We start from the raw sequence: 20,193 nt of genomic DNA on the forward strand, positions 1-20,193 counted from the left end.
TCAGGTTCATGCGTCGGGATTCACCTGGGATGAGCTGACGTGGCCCCCGACCTGGACCGATCGCCTCGATCGTGACCGAACGCCGTCGATCCCCGGGCACGAGCTGGCCGGAGTGGTCACCGCCCTCGGCTATGGCACGACGGGGCTGTCGGTCGGACAGCGGGTGTTCGGCCTCACGGACTGGACTCGCGACGGCACCCTGGCCGAGTATGTGGCCGTCGAGGCGCGCAACCTCGCGCCGTTGCCGGGCGACGTCGACTTCACGGTGGGCGCAAGCCTGCCGATGCCGGGCCTGACCGCATGGCAGGGACTGTTCGAGCACGGCCGTCTGCGGGCGGGGCAGAGCGTCCTCGCGCACGGCGCGGCCGGCGCGGTACCGCTACGGCTCCTCGCCTTCCCGTTGCGACCATCCACTTCGTAGTCTTGGGGTGTATAGCCGATCCAGAGATCTCCCGGTTCCCGTACAAGGAGCTTCCGCACATGCCAGGGTCTCAGACCACGCCGGGTCGGAAGTGGCGCTCGAAAAGATCGCGCTTGTCCGTTTCGCCTTCTGCCAAATTAACGGCGTCGGCATCCGGAACGAATTCCCTTTCGTGGCTCAATGGCTGGCCTATGCGCTCCCCTACCGACGCTTCGCCGACATCCTCGCGGACGCCTGCGCACGGCTCGGGGCCGATGCGGATCGCTACTCCTTGCAAATCTCGGGTCAGCCATGCTTAAGCCGCTGCTCTTGGTACAGGTCCAAGCGAACGCCATTGGAAAAGCCGCATGCACACGATACCCTCTCTATCACATGTCGCCATTCTCGGGTCTTGGGCAGTAGTGGTTTTGGGAAATGGACACATCAACCCTAATAATCGCGTACAAGGTAATGAGCGAACGTAGCATTCGGGGCACCGCGCGGATTCTGGGGAAGCCGGCGTCGAGCATTGCTGCAGCCATCGACCGACTAGAAACAGAGATCTCTGTTTCACTCATACAAAAGGTTGGGACAAGTGTTGTCCTAACGCTTGAGGCGGAGAGAATATCTCCTTTGATCAAACTGCTTGCTGACCACATACAAGATGCAATCGCGGTTGGTAACCGCAGTGCGTTCGACGTCTCTCTAAGCTTAAAATCCCTTACCCGCTTTGCGCATGTTGCGGAAACAGGCAGCATTCGCCGAGCGGCCCAGAATCTCGGGCTTGGACAACCTCAGCTCGCCCGTCAGATTGCGCATATGGAATCTGCCCTCGGCTGCCGTTTGCTCAATCGGAGTGTGGACGGCTCAAGAACAACGGAAGCAGGAAAGCGGTTTGCTAAGTCAGTTGGCGCTATCGAAACCGTTTGGAACGACCTCTCCCATGCTGCGGCCGGACGGTTTCGCCGGAGTGCTGCAACCATCAGACTCGGCTCAATCAATCCATTGGGTCATGAAAGTTTCGTTGCCACACTGCTCGCTTCGCTTCTCGCTAGATGGATGGACGATAAGCCCCGCGAGCCACTTTTCGTAGCTAGTACGACGACGGATGAGTTAATTGCAGGCCTTAAGAGCGGGGCCTTCAATGCTGTGCTTCTAAACACCGTAAACGTCCCGACAGACTTTGATGCTTACCTCATAGCCATGTCTCCACTATCGTTGGTTGGGCACTCCACCATTGTCGGGTCACAGCAGTGCAAAGATGGTCTCGCTAAGATATTCCAAAGGACACCTATTGCTGTCCCAAGTGCCAGGAGCGGACTGCGCCAAATTATCAACCGCCTGCTAGCCGAGATACTTACTGAAGCCGAGTTCGATAACTTGAGAATTATAGAGGTGGATTCGATGCCCGTTATCCTCAACCTCGTATTGAGCCATGGAGCAGTATCCGTCCTGCCTTCGGAATCTGTCACCAGCATTCGCGACGATCTTTCTCAAATCCCACTCTCGCCTGACCACAATCTACCGCTATGGCTTGTTTGCCGAAAAAACGAGAGCAGCCGCTTAATCGCTCGTGCGGTTCTGACCGTGCTTGAAGGCTTAGGGTACGGCGAGAAACATCGGCAGCGGCGTTCAGCCTCTGGGCCACCAAACTAAGCAAGCGCCGGTACGCACTGCAATTTCAGCGTGCCACCGACGCCGGCGACTTGACGATCTACCCTTTGCGTACCTGATAGCGCCTGCTAGGCGGAATCAGCGTCCGCCGAAGTCAAGAATAGTTGAGAAGCCGGCGCATAGCGTGATCACGGATATTGTCGATCCACGCAAGCAATCTGGCCTTAGGTTGCTATTCACTGTAACGGCGCTCGAGCGCGCTTGCAATTCGCTCGCAAAGCAATGCGGAGGTCACGACTGTGAGGTGGAGACGAAGGCGGACTCCGTGTTTATCAACTAGGGTAGTAACAATACCGCGATCAGAGTACTCGGTGAGGTCAAGAACATCGTTGATGGTGAAGTCTGGCATTTCGCGCTTAGGGCGCTCATCCGCCGGGTTCTCTTCCCCAATTGGTGGCTTTCCAGGCAGGCCAAGCCTAATTCGCTGGAATTCGGCGTAGCTCTCGGCTACGGCTTGAGCGTTGAATAAATGCCGAGTTACTTTGCCATTTTCGACGACCTGGACAATCCATTGGCCGTCGATATTCTTCAATCGCACGTCATTCGGTTCTCCGGCAACCATATCCGTCATCCGTTTCAACAATCAAGAATGAGCAATGACTGTGAAAGTCCCAAGACGCTGTATCACTCTGTAGACAAACAACTTGTGATATTTAAATCTATACTTTCTCTCAGCATGTCGTCGCTACACGATGGAAATCTTATCGATTCAGTCGGAATGCTCGACGCTATAGATAAATGACCAGTGCACTTGCCTGGCAGTACGGTGTGAATCGGCGAGCAAAATTAACCCCATAAGCCGGGGAATCGGCGTCCAATTCTGACCCCCTCCCTGCCATCGCGAACACTGCATTCGCTCGGTTTCTTAGAGAAACCTCGATGGTCACAAGCCATTGATTTTGCTTTCACATTCAATGCTATGGATTTCGACTGCCTACCAACAGTATCTAAGTTTTCGAAGTTTGGGATATCCCAAAATATATACACCAGCCTGCAACGTCATAGGGCCTTTTCAAAGGCTGGAACCTGTGTTTGTCTATACAAATACGAAGACCCCAGAGGAACTCATGTGTATCAGAATCGCCCGCGAAGCAGCAGACCGGCTGCGGGATGGGATGGCCGTTGCCGCGTCCTGTTTCGAAGGATGCTGCCATCTTGCCATTCGCTTCCGCTGCATCGAGCCGAAGAGTGGCGGTCAGGTCGAAGAACGATACGTCAACCCTATCATCGCACCGAACTATCTCCAATGACTTCCAAGCGGTGGCGCACATCAAGGCGTTCGAACACTTTGTCGAAGCGGTCAACCGGGACGCGACCGCGCGCAAGCTTTTGGGCGTCAGGGCTGACCAACCCTGTGTGCGCGTCTTCCGGCCGCACGTGGTCATGCAAGACCGTGGTGACCCCTGTCTTGTCCGGGACAGAAGTATCGTCTGGAAGTACTCCTCTGAAAAACGGGCAATGCCTGTGACCTACTGCGAAATGTGACCTACTGAGAAAATGAGCATGAGCAACCATCCCGCAACCATCGTGTTGAAGACGCCCCCTGCGTCGATCGAGGATATCGTCGCCATAGCTCGCGAGGGCGCACGCATCGAAATTTCTCCCGCGGTTGAGCAGCGCATTGTTGCTGCACGCGCAGTTGTCGATCGGTATGCGGAGCTCAACTTGCCTGCCTATGGCCTGACAACCGGCCTCGGTGCCGGCGTGGAAACGCGCCTAAAGGCCGATGATCTCGTCACCTTCCAGATCCGGGTTCCGCAGGCACGCGCGGTGGGCGTAGGGTGTGCTCTCTCTCGCGAAGCGGTCAGGGCGATGATCGCGGTCAGGGTTGCCGGCATGGCCGCAGGCGGCGCGGGGGTTTCGCTGCGCATTTTTAAAGCGTTGGTTGCAGCGTTGAATGCCGGATTTCATCCGGTCGTGCCGTCGCTTGGCTCAATCGGTGCCGCCGACCTAGCGCCACTGGCACATATGGGGTGTGCCCTCCTTGGTCACGGCGAGGCGGAACTCGACGGCGAGGTGATGCCGGCACAAGCTGCACTGGAAAAGGCGGGACTCACGCCGCTGGATCTGGGACCGAAGGATGGTCACGCGCTCGTCGGCGCCAACAGCTTATCGGTCTCGCAAGCCTGCCTGCTGGTCCATGACATCGAACGACTGTTCGACTGGTCGCTTTTGGCTGTTGCACTGAACTTCGAGGCCTTTCGCGTCAATATTACTGCGTTTGATGATCGGGCGCTCGCCGCACGCCCCGCTTTTGCCCAGCGTGCGGTGGCGGCGCGGTTGCGCGACATCCTTTCAGGCAGCTTACTTTTTGCAGAAGGCGCTGCGCGCCGACTGCAGGATCCGTTGAGCTATCGCTGCGTGCCGCAAGTATGGGGTGCGCTGTCGCATGCCATCGCGGAAGCCCGGGAGGCTACCCTAATCGAGCTTACCAGTTCGGGTGACAACCCCGTGGTGCTGGCGTCGGAAGGCTTGATCCTGTCGCATGCTAACTTTGACCTGACCGCCTTCGTCCTGTCTTGGGAGAGGCTAGGGCAGGCGCTGGCGCATTGCGCCGCCGCGACGGCCTACCGGACGATGAAGATCATGTCGCCAGGCATCTCAGATCTCCCTCGTTTCCTGACCACGGGTCAGAATCGCGCTGGGTTCGCAGCCGTGCAAAAAACGGTTTCCGCCTTGGAAGCGGAAATCCGCCATCTCGCCCTGCCTGTCTCGCTTACGCCTATTCCGGTGGCCGACGGCCTCGAGGATCAGGCTTCGATGGCCCCGCGTGTTCTTGCTAAGACCGGGGCAATCGTCGAACGGCTGCGATATCTCGTAGCTATCGAGCTCGTGACCTCGGCACAGGCAACAGACCTCAGAGGCGTGGCGGACCAACTCGGCACAGGAACTGGCGACGCCTATCGCATCGTTCGGAGCCTTGTCGAGCCAGTCGGCGAGGATCGCGCGCAAGGACCAGACTTTATGCGCCTTGCGAAAGCGATCGAGAATTCAGCCTCACCGGTATCGGGTCAAACCGCGCGACAAACCTCGTTGAACCGGCTTCCTGGTCTCATCCCGGGGAAGCCCGGATAGATCCAATCGAGTTGAAAAATTGGAGGAAACAGGAATGCGGGAAATCTGGATCGACTATCTGAACGCGCTTGACGTAAAGGCGCTGAGGCTGACGAACGAGGAGATTCTTGATGCGGTTTCAAAGGCCCTGGATGCACAGGGTCGCGGCGAGACTGTTATCGAGCCTCGTGTCCATCTTGTCCCGGAAAGTTCTGACAGGGGCCATTTCAATGTGCTGCGTGGCTACGTGAAACCGCTCGACTTTGCTGGTGTGAAGGTGGTTGGCGATTTCGTCGACAACTATAAGGTCGGTCTTCCTTCCGAGCTGGCCGTGCTAAACTTGTTCGATCCGCGCACTGGCGTGCCCAGAGCCGTCATAGATGCGACGGCAATCACCGACATGCGGACTGGCGCGGTAACCGCGATCGGCGCAAAACATCTCGCACGTAAGGACAGCAAGGTGCTCGGCCACGTCGGTGCGCGCGGAACTTCCTATTGGAATGTCCGCCTGCTCGATCATCTCTTCGATTTCGACGAAATTCGCGTCCATTCCCGCCGGCCTGAAAGCCGCGAGGGCTTTGCGGCCCGGCTGACGCGAGACCTTGGCAAGAAGATCGTCGTCACAGACAATTGGGAGGACTGCCTGAAGGGCGCTGACATTATGGTTGAGGCCAGCCGTTTGCCGGAGCCCACGCCACTGTTCAAAACCAAGTGGGTGAAGACAGGGGTTTTTGTGGTTCCATACGGGACGATGAGTGCGCTGGAATTCGACATCACCGATATCATGGACAAGGTGGTTGTTGACGACTGGGGCCAGTGCCAGCCAGGACGCCCCTTTGGGGCACTCCGCCGCCATGTGGACGAGGGCAAGGTCACCTTGGAGACACTGCACGCCGAAATGGGCCAGATTGTCTGTGGCGCCAAGTCCGGTCGCGAAAGTGACGATGAAACGATTCTCTTCTGGCATCGCGGGCTTAGCAGCACAGACGTCGCCCTCGGCGCCGCCATGGTCGAAAAGGCCAACCGCATGAACATCGGCCAGAAACTCCGTTTTGCCTGAGCTGTCATGAGCGCTGCCAACCTCATCGCCTGTTCGCGAATGTACAATGTCACACCAGCCGCTCGCGCCTGCTGGGACGATCTGTTCATCTGGCTAAGCGGACAGGCGGGCGTGGAGCTCAAGATCATATCCCATCCCGCGCCTGCGCCCTTGTCCGAACTATGGGCAAGGCCAGACATGGGAGCCGTCTTCATGTGCGGCTATCCCCTTTCCCTCCTGGCGGAGAAAGAGCGTCCGACCGTGCTGGCCGCGCCCGTAGCCCATGCTTCATGGGCCGGAGGCCGACCCTGCTATGCAAGCCATATCGTCGTGTCCAAGGACGGGCCGGTGCGGACGGCTGCGGACCTACCGACGGCGATTTGGGGTTGGACAGTCCGAGATTCCCAATCTGGCTATAATGCGCCGCGCGACTTCCTTTCTGGTTTTTTGCCCGAAAGAGCACCCGCACTGCGCACCGTTGGGCCTCTCCTTAATCCATCGGGCGTCGTTGCGGCGCTTCGCGAGGGGCGCATTGAAGTCGGGGCTATGGACGCCTACGCCTATGCGTTGCTGTCAATCCACGAACCGGATGCAGTGGTGGGATTGCGCATCGTCGCGACGACCAGGTCACTGCCGTGTCCGGCGCTCGTTTCGTCCAGAACTGCGCCCGCCGATAAGGTGTCAACTCTGCGGCAGGCGCTGTTGCGGGCTCATGAAAGCGAAGACGGACGTGCTGCGTTACGTCCGCTCGCGATTGAACGGTTCGACAACCCAGATGTGGCCAACTACCGCGTGCTCGCAGAGGCGGCGGAGGCGGTCGATCAGAGGCTTGCGGCATGGTGACGCCAGGAGCATGCAGCGACGACTGCACTAGCAGATTAGTCGAGATAGCGGGGCGAACCTGCTCTGCCGCGCGAGATGTAGGAGCATCGTCTTGACTTGGATCCAAAGAACATGCCCCCATGACGGCCGTCGGCTCGAAAAGGGGGGCGCCAGGTGCCGCGCTCCGTCTAGGCGCGTCCTATGCGTCGATGCCGGGGATCAGCAGGCAGATGTAGCGCCAGCAGATCCGGTGTGCCCGCTCCAAATCCTCTTCCTCATACTCGCCCACGCTCTGCCAAAAGAAGCCGTCGATCAGCGCGGCGATGCCGTCGACGGTGTCGTCGACCTGATCAGTCGGAACCAGTTGCTTGACGGCGTAGCGGATGTTGGAGACGAAGCGCGCGCCGGTCAGGTGGTAGAGATGCTTGATGCGTGGCTCGGTCCGCGCGGCGATCATGAACTGCATCCAGGTCACGGCGCGCTTGGGCATGCCGAGGTGCTGCGGTGCGAACGAGCCGTCGACGATCGCCTTCAGCCGTTGCGCCGGCGTCGGATTGGCCGGCGCCAACTTCATGATGTCCTGGCGAAACAGGTTCGACAGGTTGCGCATGGCCAGCGCCATCAGCTCTTCCTTGCTCTCGAAATAATGGTTGACCAAACCGGCCGACATGCCGGCCCGCCGTGCGATGACCGCCATCGTGGCGCCGGACATGCCTTCCTCGCCAACGACGGCAATCGCGGCGTCCACAAGCTCGTCGCGGCGCATCGCCTTGATTGACCGTTTCGCCACTGCAATGCCTTCTCGTTTGTATATTAATTAGCTATTCAATATACCATATCATCATTCAATCCAAGTCGGAGTTCATATGCCCAGCGTCGTTATTTCCGGGGTCAGAACCGTCGAAACCCACTGGATTCCGCTTTCCGACGGCCGCAAGCTGGCCGCCCGCCTGTTCCTCCCGGAGGACGCCGAGAAAAATCCCATCCCGTTAGTCTTCGAATACATACCGTATCGCCGCCGCGACGGCACGCGCACCGGCGATGAAGAGATGCATCTTTTCTTTGCCGGCCATGGCTATGCCTGTGCCCGCGTCGACATTTCCGGCACCGGCGATTCGGAGGGCCTGCTCGACGACGAATACGTCAAGCGCGAGCAGGACGATGCGCTCGAGATCCTCGACCATCTCTGTTCGCAACCATGGTGCACCGGCGTGGCCGGCATGATCGGCAACAGCTGGGGTGGCTTCAGCGGCCTGCAGGTCGCGGCCCGCCGCCCGCCGCAGTTGAAGGCGATCGTCACCTCCTGCTCGACCGACGACCGCTATGCCTGCGATGCGCATTACAATGGCGGATTGGTGATCAACGACAATTTCGGCTGGGGCGGGGCGCTTTTCGGCTATTCGGCGCTGCCGCCGGATCCGGCAGTCGTTGGCGAGGATCGCTGGCGCGAGATGTGGCAGAATCGGCTCGACGACCACAAGAACCATGCCGCCGAATGGTTGAAGCACCAGCGCCGCGACGCGTTCTGGAAGCAGGGCTCAGTCTGCGAGGATTTTTCCGCGATCGAATGCGCGGTGCTGGCGGTCGGCGGCTATCTCGACGGCTATACGCAGACGATCTTCAGCCTGGTCGAGAATCTCACGGCGCCGGCCAAGGGCCTTTGCGGGCCCTGGGGCCACAAGGAACCGAACTATGGCGTCCCCGGCCCTGCCGTCGGTTACCTGCAGGAATGCATCCGCTGGTACGATCACTGGCTGAAGGGCATCGACAATGGCGCCGACCGCGATCCGGACATGCGCTTCTATTTGATGGACTATGCCACGCCGCATTCGCATATCGACTTCAGGCCGGGCCGCTGGCTGGGCTTTCCGCAATGGCCGGCGAAGCAGATCGGCGGCAAGGCCTATTGGCTGAACGGCGACGGCAAGCTCGGCGAGACGCAAGGAGCCGGCGGGGCAGGGCTGACCATCTCATCGCCGCTCACCACGGGCGTGCAGGGGCAGGAATGGTGCCCCTATGGCCAGGGCCGCATCTCGGCTGAAGGCGCGCGCGACCAGCGTGCCGACGATGGCGGCTCACTGTGCTTCGACAGCGCGGTAATGGCTGCCGACCTGCCGCTTGCCGGCATATCGAAAATCAGGCTGCGCGTCACCGCCGACAAGCCGCAGGCGCAGCTCTGCGTCAGGCTGAACGATGTGGCGCCGGACGGCACCTCGGCCTGCATCACCTTTGCGCTGCTCAATCTCGCGCACCGCCAGAGCCATGAGTTTCCGACGCCGTTGACGCCGGGCCAGTTCGAGGATGTCGAACTCGACTTCAAGCCGGTGGCGCAGATCATCCCGGCCGGACACAGGCTGCGGGTGGCGATTTCTTCGTCCTACTGGCCGATGGCCTGGCCGTCGCCGGAGCGCACCATGCTGACCTTAGATCCGAAGGGCTGCCGACTCGATCTCGCGGTCCTGGCCAGCGAGGAGGGCCTGGCACCCGTCGCCTTCGAGGACGCGCTGTGGGCTGAGCCCCGCCCATTGACGGTCAATGAGCCGGCGCGCCAGCTGCGCTCGCTGACGACCGACCTGCCCACCGAGCACACCGAACTGACGGCAATGTCCGACGACGGCCGTTTTGTCTTCGAGGACATCGGCACCGAGATCACCTCGTGGCGCCGCAAAATCTATGGGATCACCGACAACGACCCGGCGAGCTGTGTGACGCAAGTGACCTGCCACAAGGAATTGACGCGTCCGGATTGGAACGCGCGGCTCGATTGTCAGATCACCATCAGCTGCGACCGCGAGAATTTCTATGCCCGCGGCTGGGTCAGGGCTTACGAACGGGGAACGATCTTCGCCGAACGGACTTACGACGAGGTCATTCCACGCGACTGCATGTAACCAACAAAAAAGGGGAACAGAAAATGCGCATGAAACTCGACCGCAGAACATTCCTGGCCGGCTCGTCGGCACTGGCGATCCTGCCCTATGCCCGCTTCGCGCGGGCAGCCGATAGGACCAACCCGATCATCGCGCTCGATACCGACATCGGCAATCTCGATCCGGGCAACCGTGTCGGCACCACCGAAGGCAACATTATCCGTTCGGTCTGCCAGACGCTGGTGCGCTTCGAGCCGGGCAAGACCAGCTGGACGAATGACGCGGCCAGGGAGATCAAGCAGATCTCCGACACCGAGTTCAATTTCGAGCTCAACCCCGGTCAGATGTTCACCGGCGGCTTTGGCGAGCTGACGGCCGATGACGTGAAATACTCGTTCGACCGCTACATCAACGGCGACAAGAACGGCAAGAAGCTCACCTATGCCGACGACATGGAAGCGCTGAAGTCGGTCGAGGTCACTGGCAAATACACCGGCAAGCTGATCCTCAAGCATCCGTCGGCGGCACTCTGGCTGATCGGCATCTGCGATGCGTCGGGCGCGATCCTGTCCAAGAAGGCCGTTGAACAGCTGGGCGACAAGATCGCCACGACGCTGATCGGCTCCGGCCCGATGGTGCTCAAGGAATGGCGCCCGAAGGAGCAGTTCGTGCTCGCCGCCAACCCCGACTATAAAGGCCCCTACAAGGCGCATTTCGAGGAGATCACCGGCAAGATCATCCCCGAGCACAAGACCTCCTTCCTGTCCTATCAGGCCAAGGAACTCGACTTCACCGCCTTCGATGCCGACCAGTTCGACACCGCCAAGGGCCTGCCGGACACCAAGGTCATCGACATTCCGGGCATCGACTACACCTGGATCGGCATCAATGTTGAGAAGGGCGATCTCGCCGATATCAAAGTCCGCCAGGCGATCCGTTGGGCGATCGATGTCGATGCCATCATCCAGGGCGCTTATTCCGGCGCCACCTCGCGTGCCAAGACGCTGCTGGCGCCAGGCCTGCTCGGCAACTGGGCCGATGCGCCGCTTTACACCAGAGATGTCGCCAAGGCACAGGCGCTGGTCGCCGAGACCGGCAAGACCGGGCTGACCTTCACCTTCACCTGCCTCAACGACGCGACGTCGCTGGCGGTCGCCCAGATCGCCCAGGCCAACCTCGCCGAGATCGGCATCACGCTCACCATCAACGCGATGGATTCAGGCGCCTACTGGGCGCTCGGCGCCGACGACGCCAGCAAGGATCTCGAACTGACGCTCATTCCCTACACGTCCAAGTTCGACCCGAGCTTCCAGACGCAGTGGTTCCTCGGCAGCCAGATCGGCCTGTGGAACTGGCAGCGCTGGAACAGTCCCGAGTTCGACAAGCTCCACCAGGAGGGGCTGGAGACGCTGGATAAGGCCAAGCGCGAGGAGATCTATATCAACATGCAGAAGCTGCTCGATGAATCGGCTTCCTGCATCTGGATCACGCACGGCCGCAACTTCTTCGTCGACGCGGCCTGGCTGAAGCCAATGTTCCTGCCCAACGGCAAGGACTGGCAATTCGAGTTCTTCGACAAGGCGTAAGGTCAGAGCCGGTGACCTGGGAGGGGTGGTTGACCAGATGTGGCGGACTGGATCCGGAGCGTTCATGACCAGATCGCAACGGACCGCCGCCTTCATCGCGAGCCGTCTGGCGTCGGTGGTGCTGACCATCGCCGGCGCCACGCTGCTTCTGTTCCTGATGGTGCGGCTGGTGCCGGGCGACTTCACCTCGGTGATGCTCGGCCCGAGAGCGACGCCGGAGCTGCGTGCCCAGATAACCCATGACATGGGCCTCGACCGCAGCATGGTCGAGCAGCTCTGGCTGTTCGCCAGCCGTGCCGCGACTGGCAATTTCGGCGAGGATGTCGTCTCGCACCGGCCGATCCTCGACGTCGTGCTCGATGTCGTTCCCAACACGCTGGCGCTGGCCTTCAGCGCGCTGGCGCTGGCGCTGGTAGTCGGCATTCCGATCGGCGTAATCGCGGCGCTGAAGCCAGGCTCGTGGCTCGACAGCGGCCTGGCGCTGCTATCGATCTCCTTCATCACCACGCCAACGCTGGTGGTCTCGGTCATCCTGTTCCTGATCTTCGCCATCGGCCTTCACTGGCTGCCGGTGGCCGGACCCGGCAACCCCGGCGACATCACGGACCGGCTGGCGCATCTGATCTTGCCCAGCGTGGCGCTGGCGCTGGGCTGGGTTGGCTACATCTCGCGGCTGGTGCGCGCCGCACTGCTCGACACGCTGGCCGAACTGCATGTGCGCACGCTGCGCGCCTATGGCGTGTCGGAATACCGCATCGTCGGGCTGTACGCACTGAAACTTGCGCTGGTGCCTGTGGTGTCGATCCTCGGCATCGGGCTCGGCGACCTGATCGGCAGTTCGGTCGTCGTCGAGATCATCTTCGCCCGACCGGGCATCGGCAGCCTGATCTTCAACTCGATCGCGCAACGCAACTACCCCGTCGTGCAGGCCTGCGTCGTGTTCATCGTCGCCTTCTACATCGTCGCCAATCTCGTGGTCGACATGATCAACGCGCTGCTCGATCCTCGTATCGCGGCGGGGCGGGGATGAGCGGGTTTTTCGCGACACTCAAACGCATCTGCTCGGAGCGCGACGGCCGGCTCGGCGTGGCCTTCACCTGTCTCATCCTGGTGTTCGCGCTTGTCGGGCCGCTGGTCAGCCCTGATCCCAACGCCATCGACATCAAGGCCCGCTTCGCGGCACCGGGGCTGGCGCATCTGTTGGGTACAGACAATCTCGGCCGCGATCTGTTGGCGCGCACCTCGGTCGGCACACGCTATGCGCTGACGCTTGCGGTGATTACCGTCGTCATCTCCTCGATCATCGGTTCGCTGATCGGCATCGTCGCCGGCATCGTCGGCAGTTGGATCGACCGAGCGGTGACGGCGGTGTTCGATATCGTCAACGCCTTCCCGCCGCTGATCCTCGCCTTCGCGTTGATAGCGCTTTACGGCAAGGGCTCGGCTACCTTCGTGCTGCTGGTCACCGTCGTGTTCATTCCGCAGTTCGGCCGCATGGCGCGGGCCCGCGCGCAGACGCTGCGCAATCTCTCTTTTATCGAGGCCGAGCGCATGCTCGCCGTCCATCCCGTCACCATCGTGGTCAGGCACTATCTGCCCAATGTCGCCGGGCCGATCATCGTGCTGGCCAGCATGAACCTGCCCGTGGTGATCGCCTTCGAGGCCTCGCTGTCCTTCCTCGGCTTTGGCGTGCAGCCGCCGAAATCCTCATTGGGCACGCTGATCAAGGACGGCTTCATCTCGATCAACCAGTCCTGGTGGCCGACGGTTGCCGCAGCCCTGGTGCTGGCCATCGCCACGCTCGGCGCGACCTTGCTCGGCGAAGCGCTGCGGCGCGTCATCGATCCCAAGTCGGCGGGGGTGCGCTGATGGCGATTTCGCTGCGCGATCTTTCAGTAAACTACAGCCTGCAGCAGGGCACCGCGCATGCGCTGCGTGGCGTGTCACTGGACATTGAGAAGGGCCAGATGCTCGGGCTGGTGGGCGAATCGGGCAGCGGCAAATCCACCGTTGCGTTCGCCTTGATGGGCCTGCTCGCCAACAACGCCAGGGTCACGTCGGGCACGGCGACAATCGAGGGCAAAAGTTTCGACCTGACGGAGCGCAACGCGACGGCTGCCTTGCGCGGCCGCGGCATGGCGATGATCTTTCAGGACCCGATGCTGTCGCTCAATCCAGTGTTCACCATCGGCACGCAGCTTTGCGAAGTGCTGCGCCGGCGCACGCCCGGCAGCGACCGCAAGACGCGGGTTGCGATGGCCGAAGATGCGTTGGCCAAGGTCCGGCTCAGCAACCCCGGGCGGCGCATGAACCAGTATCCGCATGAACTCTCAGGTGGCATGCGCCAGCGCGTGGTGATCGCCATGGCGCTCTTGTCCGAACCGGCGCTGCTGATCGCCGACGAGCCGACCACGGCGCTCGATGTCACCGTCGAGGCGCAGATCATGCGCGAGATCATCGGCTTGCGCGACCGCATCGGTTGCGCGGTGCTGTTGATCACCCACAGCCTCGGTCTGGTCACCGAATATTGCGACGCAATCTCCGTGCTCTATGCCGGCGAGAAACTGGAAAGCGGCACGGTGAGGCAAGTGCAGCGCCAGCCGGGCCATCCCTATACGCGCATGCTGTTCGACTGCGAGGTGCCGATTGACCGCGAGCGCCATGCCGATACCTCGCAAAACCGCTTCACGGTGATTGCAGGCGATCTGCCGGACCCCCGGCGGCGGCCACCCGGCTGTATCTTCAACGCACGCTGCGATGTCTCGTTCGAGGATTGCGCTGTCGTCAGTCCGGGCGATTATCCCGTTCGCAATGACGCCGCACACAGCGCCCGTTGCCTGCGGTTGGCGACGCCATGACCGACGCGATCTCGATCAGCAATGCGCAGTTGCGCTTCGGCGAGACCGCGGCACTCGACGGCGTGTCGCTCACCATTCCGCAAGGTACATGCTTCGGCATTGTCGGCGAATCCGGCTCCGGCAAGACGACGCTGATGCGCGCCGTGCTCGGCCTGCAAAAACTCGACCAGGGCGAGATCGGCATCCTCGGCAATCCGCTGGTGCCTGGCCGCGCGGCGCTGAAGCAGCGCGCCAGCTTCATCCAGCCGATCTTCCAGGATCCGGCCGCCTCGCTGTCGCCGCGCAGCCGCATCCGCACGCTGATGAACGAGGTCGGCACGGTGCTGAGGGAACCGCATGCCGCACTGTATGAGCGGCTCGGTGTCATCCTGAACCGACTTGGCCTGCCACAGAGCGTCATAGAAAAATACCCGCACGAGATCAGCGGCGGGCAGGCGCGCCGCGTGGCCATCGCCCGGGCGTTGCTGATGAAGCCGTCGATCCTGATTGCCGACGAACCCACCGCTGGTCTCGACGTTTCCGTGCAGGGCGATCTGCTCAACCTGTTGCAGGACATCAGGCGGTCCGACAACATCACGCTGGTTGTCATCAGCCACAATCTGGCGATCGTGCGCCTGATCGCCGAAAACGCTGTCGTCATGCGAGCCGGCAAAGTCGTCGAAGGGGGCGAGGTCGGTTCGCTGTTCAAGTCGCCTCGGGAAGCCTACACGTGTGAATTGCTGGCTGCGTGGCCGAGCGTCACTCGGGTCCCCGCTCTAAACCGTTGATAGATCTGATGTGGCACTGGGCCCTTTCCAGTGGAACACACAACGTCTAACGCCATTCAACATCTCTAAACTCGCTTCCTCGCTCATGGACGACGACAGTAAGCGTGCGAGCAAAGGCCATCGCTTCTCACCGACGGCTTATTCGTCGCCGCGGCCAGAAACTGGACCCGCGTGAAATCACTAGAGGCGATATAAAAACCGCTTTGAACGCAAACCCCTATGGCGCGGGAGGCGAAAGGCCGGCAAGGCTCGTTGCACTGGGCCTCATGTCAGCGGGCGTCCGCCTTGATCTCGGCACCGTCATCGAGATCGCGGCCAGCGCAATCCATATGATCGAGCGCGGCCTAGACTAGGACGTAGACTCATTACCGCGTAGCCAGATGCGGATTGCGACGAGTTTCAAGGCGGCAAGATAGTTTTCGGCCAGCTTGTCGTATCGCGTTGCGATACGACGGAATTGCTTGGCCTTATTGAAGAAACGTTCGACGAGGTTGCGGGCCTTGTAGAGGAAGGGGCTGAAGCAGATCGCGTCCTTGCGGTTGGCCTTGGGCGGAATGTTGGCCCATGCCTTTCGCTCGGTGACAGCATTGCGCAAGGCGTTGGCATCGTAGCCCTTGTCGGCGAGTAGCATGGCACCCTCGGGCAAATCCTTGATCAAGTCCGCTGCGGAAGCGATGTCACTCATCTGGCCTGCCGTGAGCGTCAGCTTGATCGGCCTGCCTTCGGCGTCGACAAGAGCATGGATTTTGGTCGTCAGCCCGCCTCGGGAACGACCGAGACAATAATCTCGATCCCCCTTTTTGCTGTCGCGCCTTGCTGATGGACGCGAACAATGGAGGTATCGATCATCTGCACCGTTGCATCATGGGCTTTGGTGATGCCATGCATGAGGCGGTCCCACACACCTGCTTTCCGCCATCGAACGAAGCGATTGTAGCAGGTGGTGCGTGGGCCGTATCTCTCTGGCAGATCGCGCCATGGCGCACCCGATCGCAGCACCCAGAAGATGCCGTTCAGCACCTTGCGGTCGTCTACGCGTGGAACTCCTCGCGGCTTGTTGGGTAACAGCGGCTCGATCGCCCGCCATTCGAAGTCAGTCAGGTCATATTGGCTCATGCTAAGTGTGAATCAGATTCTGCCGCAACATGAAAGGCTCCGTGAACCGGTCGATTGCGGACATTGGCTGATCCATAGTTCGCTACTATCATCCGGATGTCGAAGGAGTTGTAAGACATGGACACAGCGGAGTGGCGTACTCGTATTGGGCTAATCATCGAGAAGCTGCGATCCCTGACACGGGCAGAATTCTTTGATGAACAAAACGGTCTCTACAATGACGTAGAGCAGGATCTTTTTGCCCTATACAACGCCTTTACGTTCGACATGAGATGGTTGAAGCCGTTTCTAGAAAAGAAGCGAACTGGGCGGGCTCGTTGGCTCCCACTTGACCCCAACGATCTCGCTTCGATGGACGTCAGGGAGGTCTACTGGCGTTTACAAGAAAATCACGCCGACGACCGGTTCATGGACGGAGCTTTGATCGAGCCATTCGAAAATGGGTCGCTAGTCGCAGCCCTTGAACGGATTTCAGAGGGACTTGATGGCCTGGTTCCTCAACGCAACTAGGAGACTAGTTCCACAACCTCGGTCATTTCGCGATTATGAGTTCACGGCCTAGTATGAGCGAGACGCTGTGCGATTTCGAAAGACCTGGTTTTTTTGAACCTCATGGTCTTCATTAGCATTGTAAGCCGCCGTCAGATCGCCTCGCGTCGGCCAAGAGTTCCAAGAAAGGCCTTCGTATCGCGTGAGGATTTGTACCGATGTATGCGAACGCCACCCGCATCCATGTCACCCCAGTGAAATTCTGGCGCGCCGGCTGCTGTTGCTAGCCGGACAATTTGGCAGAGTGGCGTCAGTAGACTGTCGAAATCGCGACCGATGGACGAGAGAAGCAGGCGCCGTTCGGTCGCCATAAAAGGAGCGATAGGCTCCTCTGACCCCCGATGGTTGCGTTGCGACTGCGTGTATTCTGGCCTAGTTCTCTGTCAAGCCGTTCGAGAATACTTTTCAGTGGCATGCATTATTAACTCGCGGGTAGTTCCGCCCGCTATTATTCCGCGGTATAGACATCTTACCTTTTCGGCACGTTCTCCATGAACTGCCGCACGGACCGAGCAGGGAACCGCGCGAACGCGGGCACGGCCTGTCATCGGCCCTGCCTGCTACGTCGGCAAACGACCACTAGCTCGGGCCATTTGGTTCCGCTCCAAATCGGCATCCCTCCCGTATGCTCCATTTGGGCGGCTTAAAGCTCTCTGGAATTGCATCGGTTTTGGGGACTAGACACCCAGCCGCCACTAAACCGGCCAGGCGAGCGATCTCGGGCATGACTCGATGGTTTCCATCGGCTCGCTCCACACAGCTATCGAGGCCGCGGTCGTAGACAATCCAATTGTAGGGGAGACGTAAACCAAAGTATGCGGCGCAACGCCTAAACAGGTAGGTCCGACACACTTCGTTGCAATAGAAAATCATCACGGGCGAGGTAAACTGGCGGGTAACTTGGAGATGGATCTCTGGTCCGCGAAGGACAACCATCCTCCCGGCATGGAGGAAGCTATGATCTGTATCACCTGTGGCGGTAGGTTTCACAACAGACCATTTCAATATTACTTTTGTTCGAAGATATGCTGGGAGGACGCATCTAAAAACATTCCTTGGTCGGTTCTCTTTGATGACGTCGAACCGCTCAACTATCCGGTTAAGCTCACTACCCCTCCCCGCCATCCTCGGGTTCCAAGGCATCGCGAACGCACACGAAGCCCCGTGAAGGATTCGCCGGACGGCGACTACCGTTGGTGCGCGCATCAGGCGGGTATGGAAGCAGCGGACACGGTCTGCCACTTCGAACAGCCCAAGGCCTGGTGAGGCCACCCACTTCGCAGCGTTCGTCAAGATTAACGACCGGCGAGAAACGCATCTCAGTTCGTAAAAACCCAAAGGTTGCGATGCCATGTTGACAGAAGCACCTCCTGCCGCCGCCGACTTGATCGCGCCCTTGGACAGCAACGCGCTGCCATTGCCTCAGGGCCGGCCTTTGCCCGGGCGTGACTGGGGTTCTCGTTTTAGCAGACAAGCCCATTCCGCGACCGAAACATCGCTCAAAATTCCCACTCGTCGCAGACATAGCGTCACTACTTCCCTGGGCGCGTCTTTGGACGAGCTCTTCGATACCGTGCAGCGACAGACGCTCCGATATTTCTGGGAATTTGGCCATCCGACGAGCGGCCTTGCGCGAGAGCGGAGCAACGCGACACCGAATATCGTCACGACAGGCGGTTCCGGCTTCGGCATCATGGCGATTCTTGCAGGCGTCGAGCGCGGATGGGTCGGCCGGCAGGCCGCTCTCGATCGCCTGATTACGATGGTGTGCTTTCTCGGCCAGGCCGAGCGCCACCATGGCGCCTTTCCTCACTGGATGGATGGCGAGAGCGGCCGAACCATCCCGTTTAGTCAATGCGACGATGGCGCCGACATCGTCGAGACTGCGTATTTGATTGTGGGGCTTCTTTCGGCGCGACAATATTTCCGAGGATCGGAAGCCAAAGCGTACCTTTTGCGCAGCCTCATCGATGCGCTGTGGCAGGACATCGAATGGGACTGGTTCACCCGCGGCTCCGACTCGCTCTACTGGCATTGGAGCCCGGTGCACGAATGGGCGATGGACCACACGATCCACGGCTGGAACGAGTGCCTGATCGCATTCGTCCTAGCCGCGTCGGCCCCACGGCATCCGATCGAGCCGAGTGTCTATCACCGTGGCTGGGCCGCGGGCCAAGCCTTCGCCAACGGCCGAAGCTTCGACGGTATTCCGCTCCCCCTTGGACCCGATCATGGAGGCCCCCTCTTTTTCGCTCACTATTCCTTTCTGGGGCTCGACCCAAGACGTCTTCGGGATTGCTACGCCGACTATTGGCGGCAGAATGTCGCTAGTACTCTCATCAACCAGGCGCATTGCATTCGCAATCCTCAGAAATTCGACGGCTATGGCGCCGATTGCTGGGGGCTGACAGCCAGTGACAGTATCGATGGCTATGTCGCACACGCTCCCGACCGCGATCTGGGCGTGATCACCCCGGCCGCTGCGCTTGGCTCCTTCCCCTATGCCCCAGCGGAGTGCCATCGGGCGTTTCGCCACTTTGCTTCGCGAAGCGAGAGGCTTTGGGGCGTCTATGGCTTCGTGGACGCATTTAGTCCGGCGATGGATTGGTACGCGGACTCCTATCTAGCCATTGATCAAGGGCCGATCGTGATCATGATCGAGAACTATCGGAGCGGGCTCCTGTGGCGCCTGTTTATGAGCTGCCCGGAGATCCGGCTGGGGCTGGCCAAGCTAGGATTTTCCCGAGGGCCGACAGCCGACATTGCGCTGTAAGCAGATGAAGAGATATCACTTAGGATGGCGGTCTCGTGGTCGAACGGCGAGCACAGCCTGCACTGGGGATGTTTGCGCCAGTTCGTCGATAACTTTACGATGCCCTGCGGCGTTCGGCGGTACGTTCGTAATTTTCACGTTCCTGGCGCCGATCCTCACCGAGGTAACTGGTGTGGGCAACGGAACCCTCAGCATCGCGTTGGTGATCTTCGGCGGCGCAACCGTCGTCGGCAACTTCGCCGGGGGCGAGCTGACCGATAAGATCGGTACGTCGAGGACAATGGTCACCACGCTCATCGGCCTGATCGCATCCTTCGTGCTCGTCGCTCTCGCAATGCGTCGAAGCGGCAATTCTGGTGGCCTCGCGATTTGGGGCATTTTGGGGTTCGCGATCCCTCCGATCATGCAGGACGGTGTCGTGAAAGTCGCCCGTGCGGTTGCCCCTGACGCAGTAGCGACAGCGTCTGGAATGAATGTCTCGGCGTTCAACCTCGGCATCTCAGGCGGCTCGTTCATCGGGGGTAGGGTGGTGGAAGGGCCCGGCTTGACTGCGACGCCCTACGCAGCCATTGCCTTTGCCGTAGTCGCCCTCGGCATCACCATCCTCATCGGCAAGTCTCAAACACCGCGCGCCGGCGAGAGTGTTGCCAGTTAAAATCAAACCTCATTGAGTTCATGATTTTTT

Annotated in this window: 16 protein-coding genes and 2 pseudogenes; 15 read left to right on the forward strand and 3 right to left on the reverse strand. The window is 60.2% G+C overall.

Annotated elements, in window-relative coordinates; genetic code table 11:
* The 3 genes and pseudogenes from NKI67_RS32720 to NKI67_RS32730 all read left to right on the forward strand — a co-directional run.
* Positions 1 to 376 (forward strand): annotated as a pseudogene (locus NKI67_RS32720) (alcohol dehydrogenase catalytic domain-containing protein); the annotation flags it as partial.
* Positions 377 to 871: 495 nt separating this feature from the next.
* Positions 872 to 1,009, forward strand: a pseudogene (locus NKI67_RS32725) (helix-turn-helix domain-containing protein); the annotation flags it as partial.
* Positions 1,010 to 1,033: 24 nt separating this feature from the next.
* Positions 1,034 to 2,056 carry a LysR family transcriptional regulator gene (locus tag NKI67_RS32730; protein ID WP_352648959.1) on the forward strand — a complete coding sequence of 341 codons (1,023 nt, stop codon included), beginning with the start codon at positions 1,034 to 1,036 and terminating at the stop codon, positions 2,054 to 2,056.
* A 190-nt stretch (positions 2,057 to 2,246) separates the two neighbouring features.
* Here NKI67_RS32730 and NKI67_RS32735 read toward each other — a convergent pair whose 3' ends face one another.
* On the reverse strand, positions 2,247 to 2,636 hold the full coding sequence (locus NKI67_RS32735) for a hypothetical protein (protein WP_352648935.1): 390 nt from the start codon (positions 2,634 to 2,636) through the stop codon (positions 2,247 to 2,249).
* A 935-nt stretch (positions 2,637 to 3,571) separates the two neighbouring features.
* Here NKI67_RS32735 and NKI67_RS32740 point away from each other — a divergent pair.
* The 3 genes from NKI67_RS32740 to NKI67_RS32750 are packed head-to-tail and all read left to right on the forward strand — an operon-like array spanning position 3,572 to position 7,010.
* Positions 3,572 to 5,149 (forward strand): HAL/PAL/TAL family ammonia-lyase, encoded by a 1,578-nt coding sequence (locus NKI67_RS32740; RefSeq protein WP_352648937.1) that lies wholly within the window; start codon positions 3,572 to 3,574, stop codon positions 5,147 to 5,149.
* Between the two features lie 34 nt (positions 5,150 to 5,183).
* Positions 5,184 to 6,188, forward strand: coding sequence for an ornithine cyclodeaminase family protein (locus NKI67_RS32745; protein WP_352648939.1), 1,005 nt, complete (start codon positions 5,184 to 5,186; stop codon positions 6,186 to 6,188).
* Between the two features lie 6 nt (positions 6,189 to 6,194).
* A complete protein-coding gene (locus NKI67_RS32750) occupies positions 6,195 to 7,010 on the forward strand; it encodes a phosphate/phosphite/phosphonate ABC transporter substrate-binding protein (RefSeq protein WP_352648940.1) in 816 nt (271 codons plus the stop codon).
* 178 nt (positions 7,011 to 7,188) lie between these two features.
* On the opposite strand, the gene betI is transcribed toward NKI67_RS32750, so the two are convergent.
* Positions 7,189 to 7,779 (reverse strand): transcriptional regulator BetI, encoded by a 591-nt coding sequence (betI, locus tag NKI67_RS32755; protein WP_352648942.1) that lies wholly within the window; start codon positions 7,777 to 7,779, stop codon positions 7,189 to 7,191.
* 76 nt (positions 7,780 to 7,855) lie between these two features.
* On the opposite strand from betI, the gene NKI67_RS32760 reads away from it, so the two are divergent.
* The 6 genes from NKI67_RS32760 to NKI67_RS32785 all read left to right on the forward strand — a co-directional run bounded on the left by NKI67_RS32760 (position 7,856) and on the right by NKI67_RS32785 (position 15,070).
* The gene (locus NKI67_RS32760; protein ID WP_352648944.1) at positions 7,856 to 9,880 is read left to right on the forward strand and encodes a CocE/NonD family hydrolase; all 2,025 of its coding nucleotides are present in this window, start codon (positions 7,856 to 7,858) and stop codon (positions 9,878 to 9,880) included.
* Between the two features lie 23 nt (positions 9,881 to 9,903).
* Positions 9,904 to 11,445, forward strand: coding sequence for an ABC transporter substrate-binding protein (locus tag NKI67_RS32765; RefSeq protein ID WP_352648946.1), 1,542 nt, complete (start codon positions 9,904 to 9,906; stop codon positions 11,443 to 11,445).
* A 64-nt stretch (positions 11,446 to 11,509) separates the two neighbouring features.
* Entirely contained in the window at positions 11,510 to 12,475 is a 966-nt protein-coding gene (locus NKI67_RS32770) for an ABC transporter permease (protein WP_352648948.1), read from the forward strand.
* Positions 12,472 to 13,314 carry an ABC transporter permease gene (locus NKI67_RS32775; protein WP_352648950.1) on the forward strand — a complete coding sequence of 281 codons (843 nt, stop codon included), beginning with the start codon at positions 12,472 to 12,474 and terminating at the stop codon, positions 13,312 to 13,314. The genes NKI67_RS32770 and NKI67_RS32775 overlap by 4 nt, the downstream gene beginning before the upstream one ends.
* The gene (locus tag NKI67_RS32780) at positions 13,314 to 14,303 is read left to right on the forward strand and encodes an ABC transporter ATP-binding protein (RefSeq protein ID WP_352648952.1); all 990 of its coding nucleotides are present in this window, start codon (positions 13,314 to 13,316) and stop codon (positions 14,301 to 14,303) included. The genes NKI67_RS32775 and NKI67_RS32780 overlap by 1 nt, the downstream gene beginning before the upstream one ends.
* Entirely contained in the window at positions 14,300 to 15,070 is a 771-nt protein-coding gene (locus NKI67_RS32785) for an ABC transporter ATP-binding protein (protein WP_352648954.1), read from the forward strand. Before NKI67_RS32780 ends, NKI67_RS32785 begins: the two co-directional genes overlap by 4 nt.
* A gap of 349 nt (positions 15,071 to 15,419) precedes the next feature.
* Here NKI67_RS32785 and NKI67_RS32790 read toward each other — a convergent pair.
* A protein-coding gene (locus NKI67_RS32790; RefSeq protein WP_352624673.1) for an IS5 family transposase occupies positions 15,420 to 16,186 on the reverse strand; the annotation gives its coding sequence in 2 pieces (ribosomal slippage) (positions 15,420 to 15,874 and positions 15,874 to 16,186; 768 coding nt in all).
* 117 nt (positions 16,187 to 16,303) lie between these two features.
* Here NKI67_RS32790 and NKI67_RS32795 point away from each other — a divergent pair.
* From NKI67_RS32795 to NKI67_RS32805, 3 genes are all read left to right on the forward strand, one after another.
* A complete protein-coding gene (locus tag NKI67_RS32795; protein ID WP_352624675.1) occupies positions 16,304 to 16,696 on the forward strand; it encodes a hypothetical protein in 393 nt (130 codons plus the stop codon).
* A 1,390-nt stretch (positions 16,697 to 18,086) separates the two neighbouring features.
* The gene (locus NKI67_RS32800) at positions 18,087 to 19,508 is read left to right on the forward strand and encodes a glucoamylase family protein (RefSeq protein WP_352648955.1); all 1,422 of its coding nucleotides are present in this window, start codon (positions 18,087 to 18,089) and stop codon (positions 19,506 to 19,508) included.
* A 4-nt stretch (positions 19,509 to 19,512) separates the two neighbouring features.
* Positions 19,513 to 20,163: an MFS transporter gene (locus NKI67_RS32805; RefSeq protein WP_352648957.1), complete on the forward strand. Its 651-nt coding sequence runs from the start codon at positions 19,513 to 19,515 to the stop codon at positions 20,161 to 20,163.
* Positions 20,164 to 20,193 lie beyond the last annotated feature (30 nt).

Origin of the sequence: Mesorhizobium sp. M0408, from assembly GCF_040321495.1 — a bacterium.
GTDB lineage: Bacteria > Pseudomonadota > Alphaproteobacteria > Rhizobiales > Rhizobiaceae > Mesorhizobium.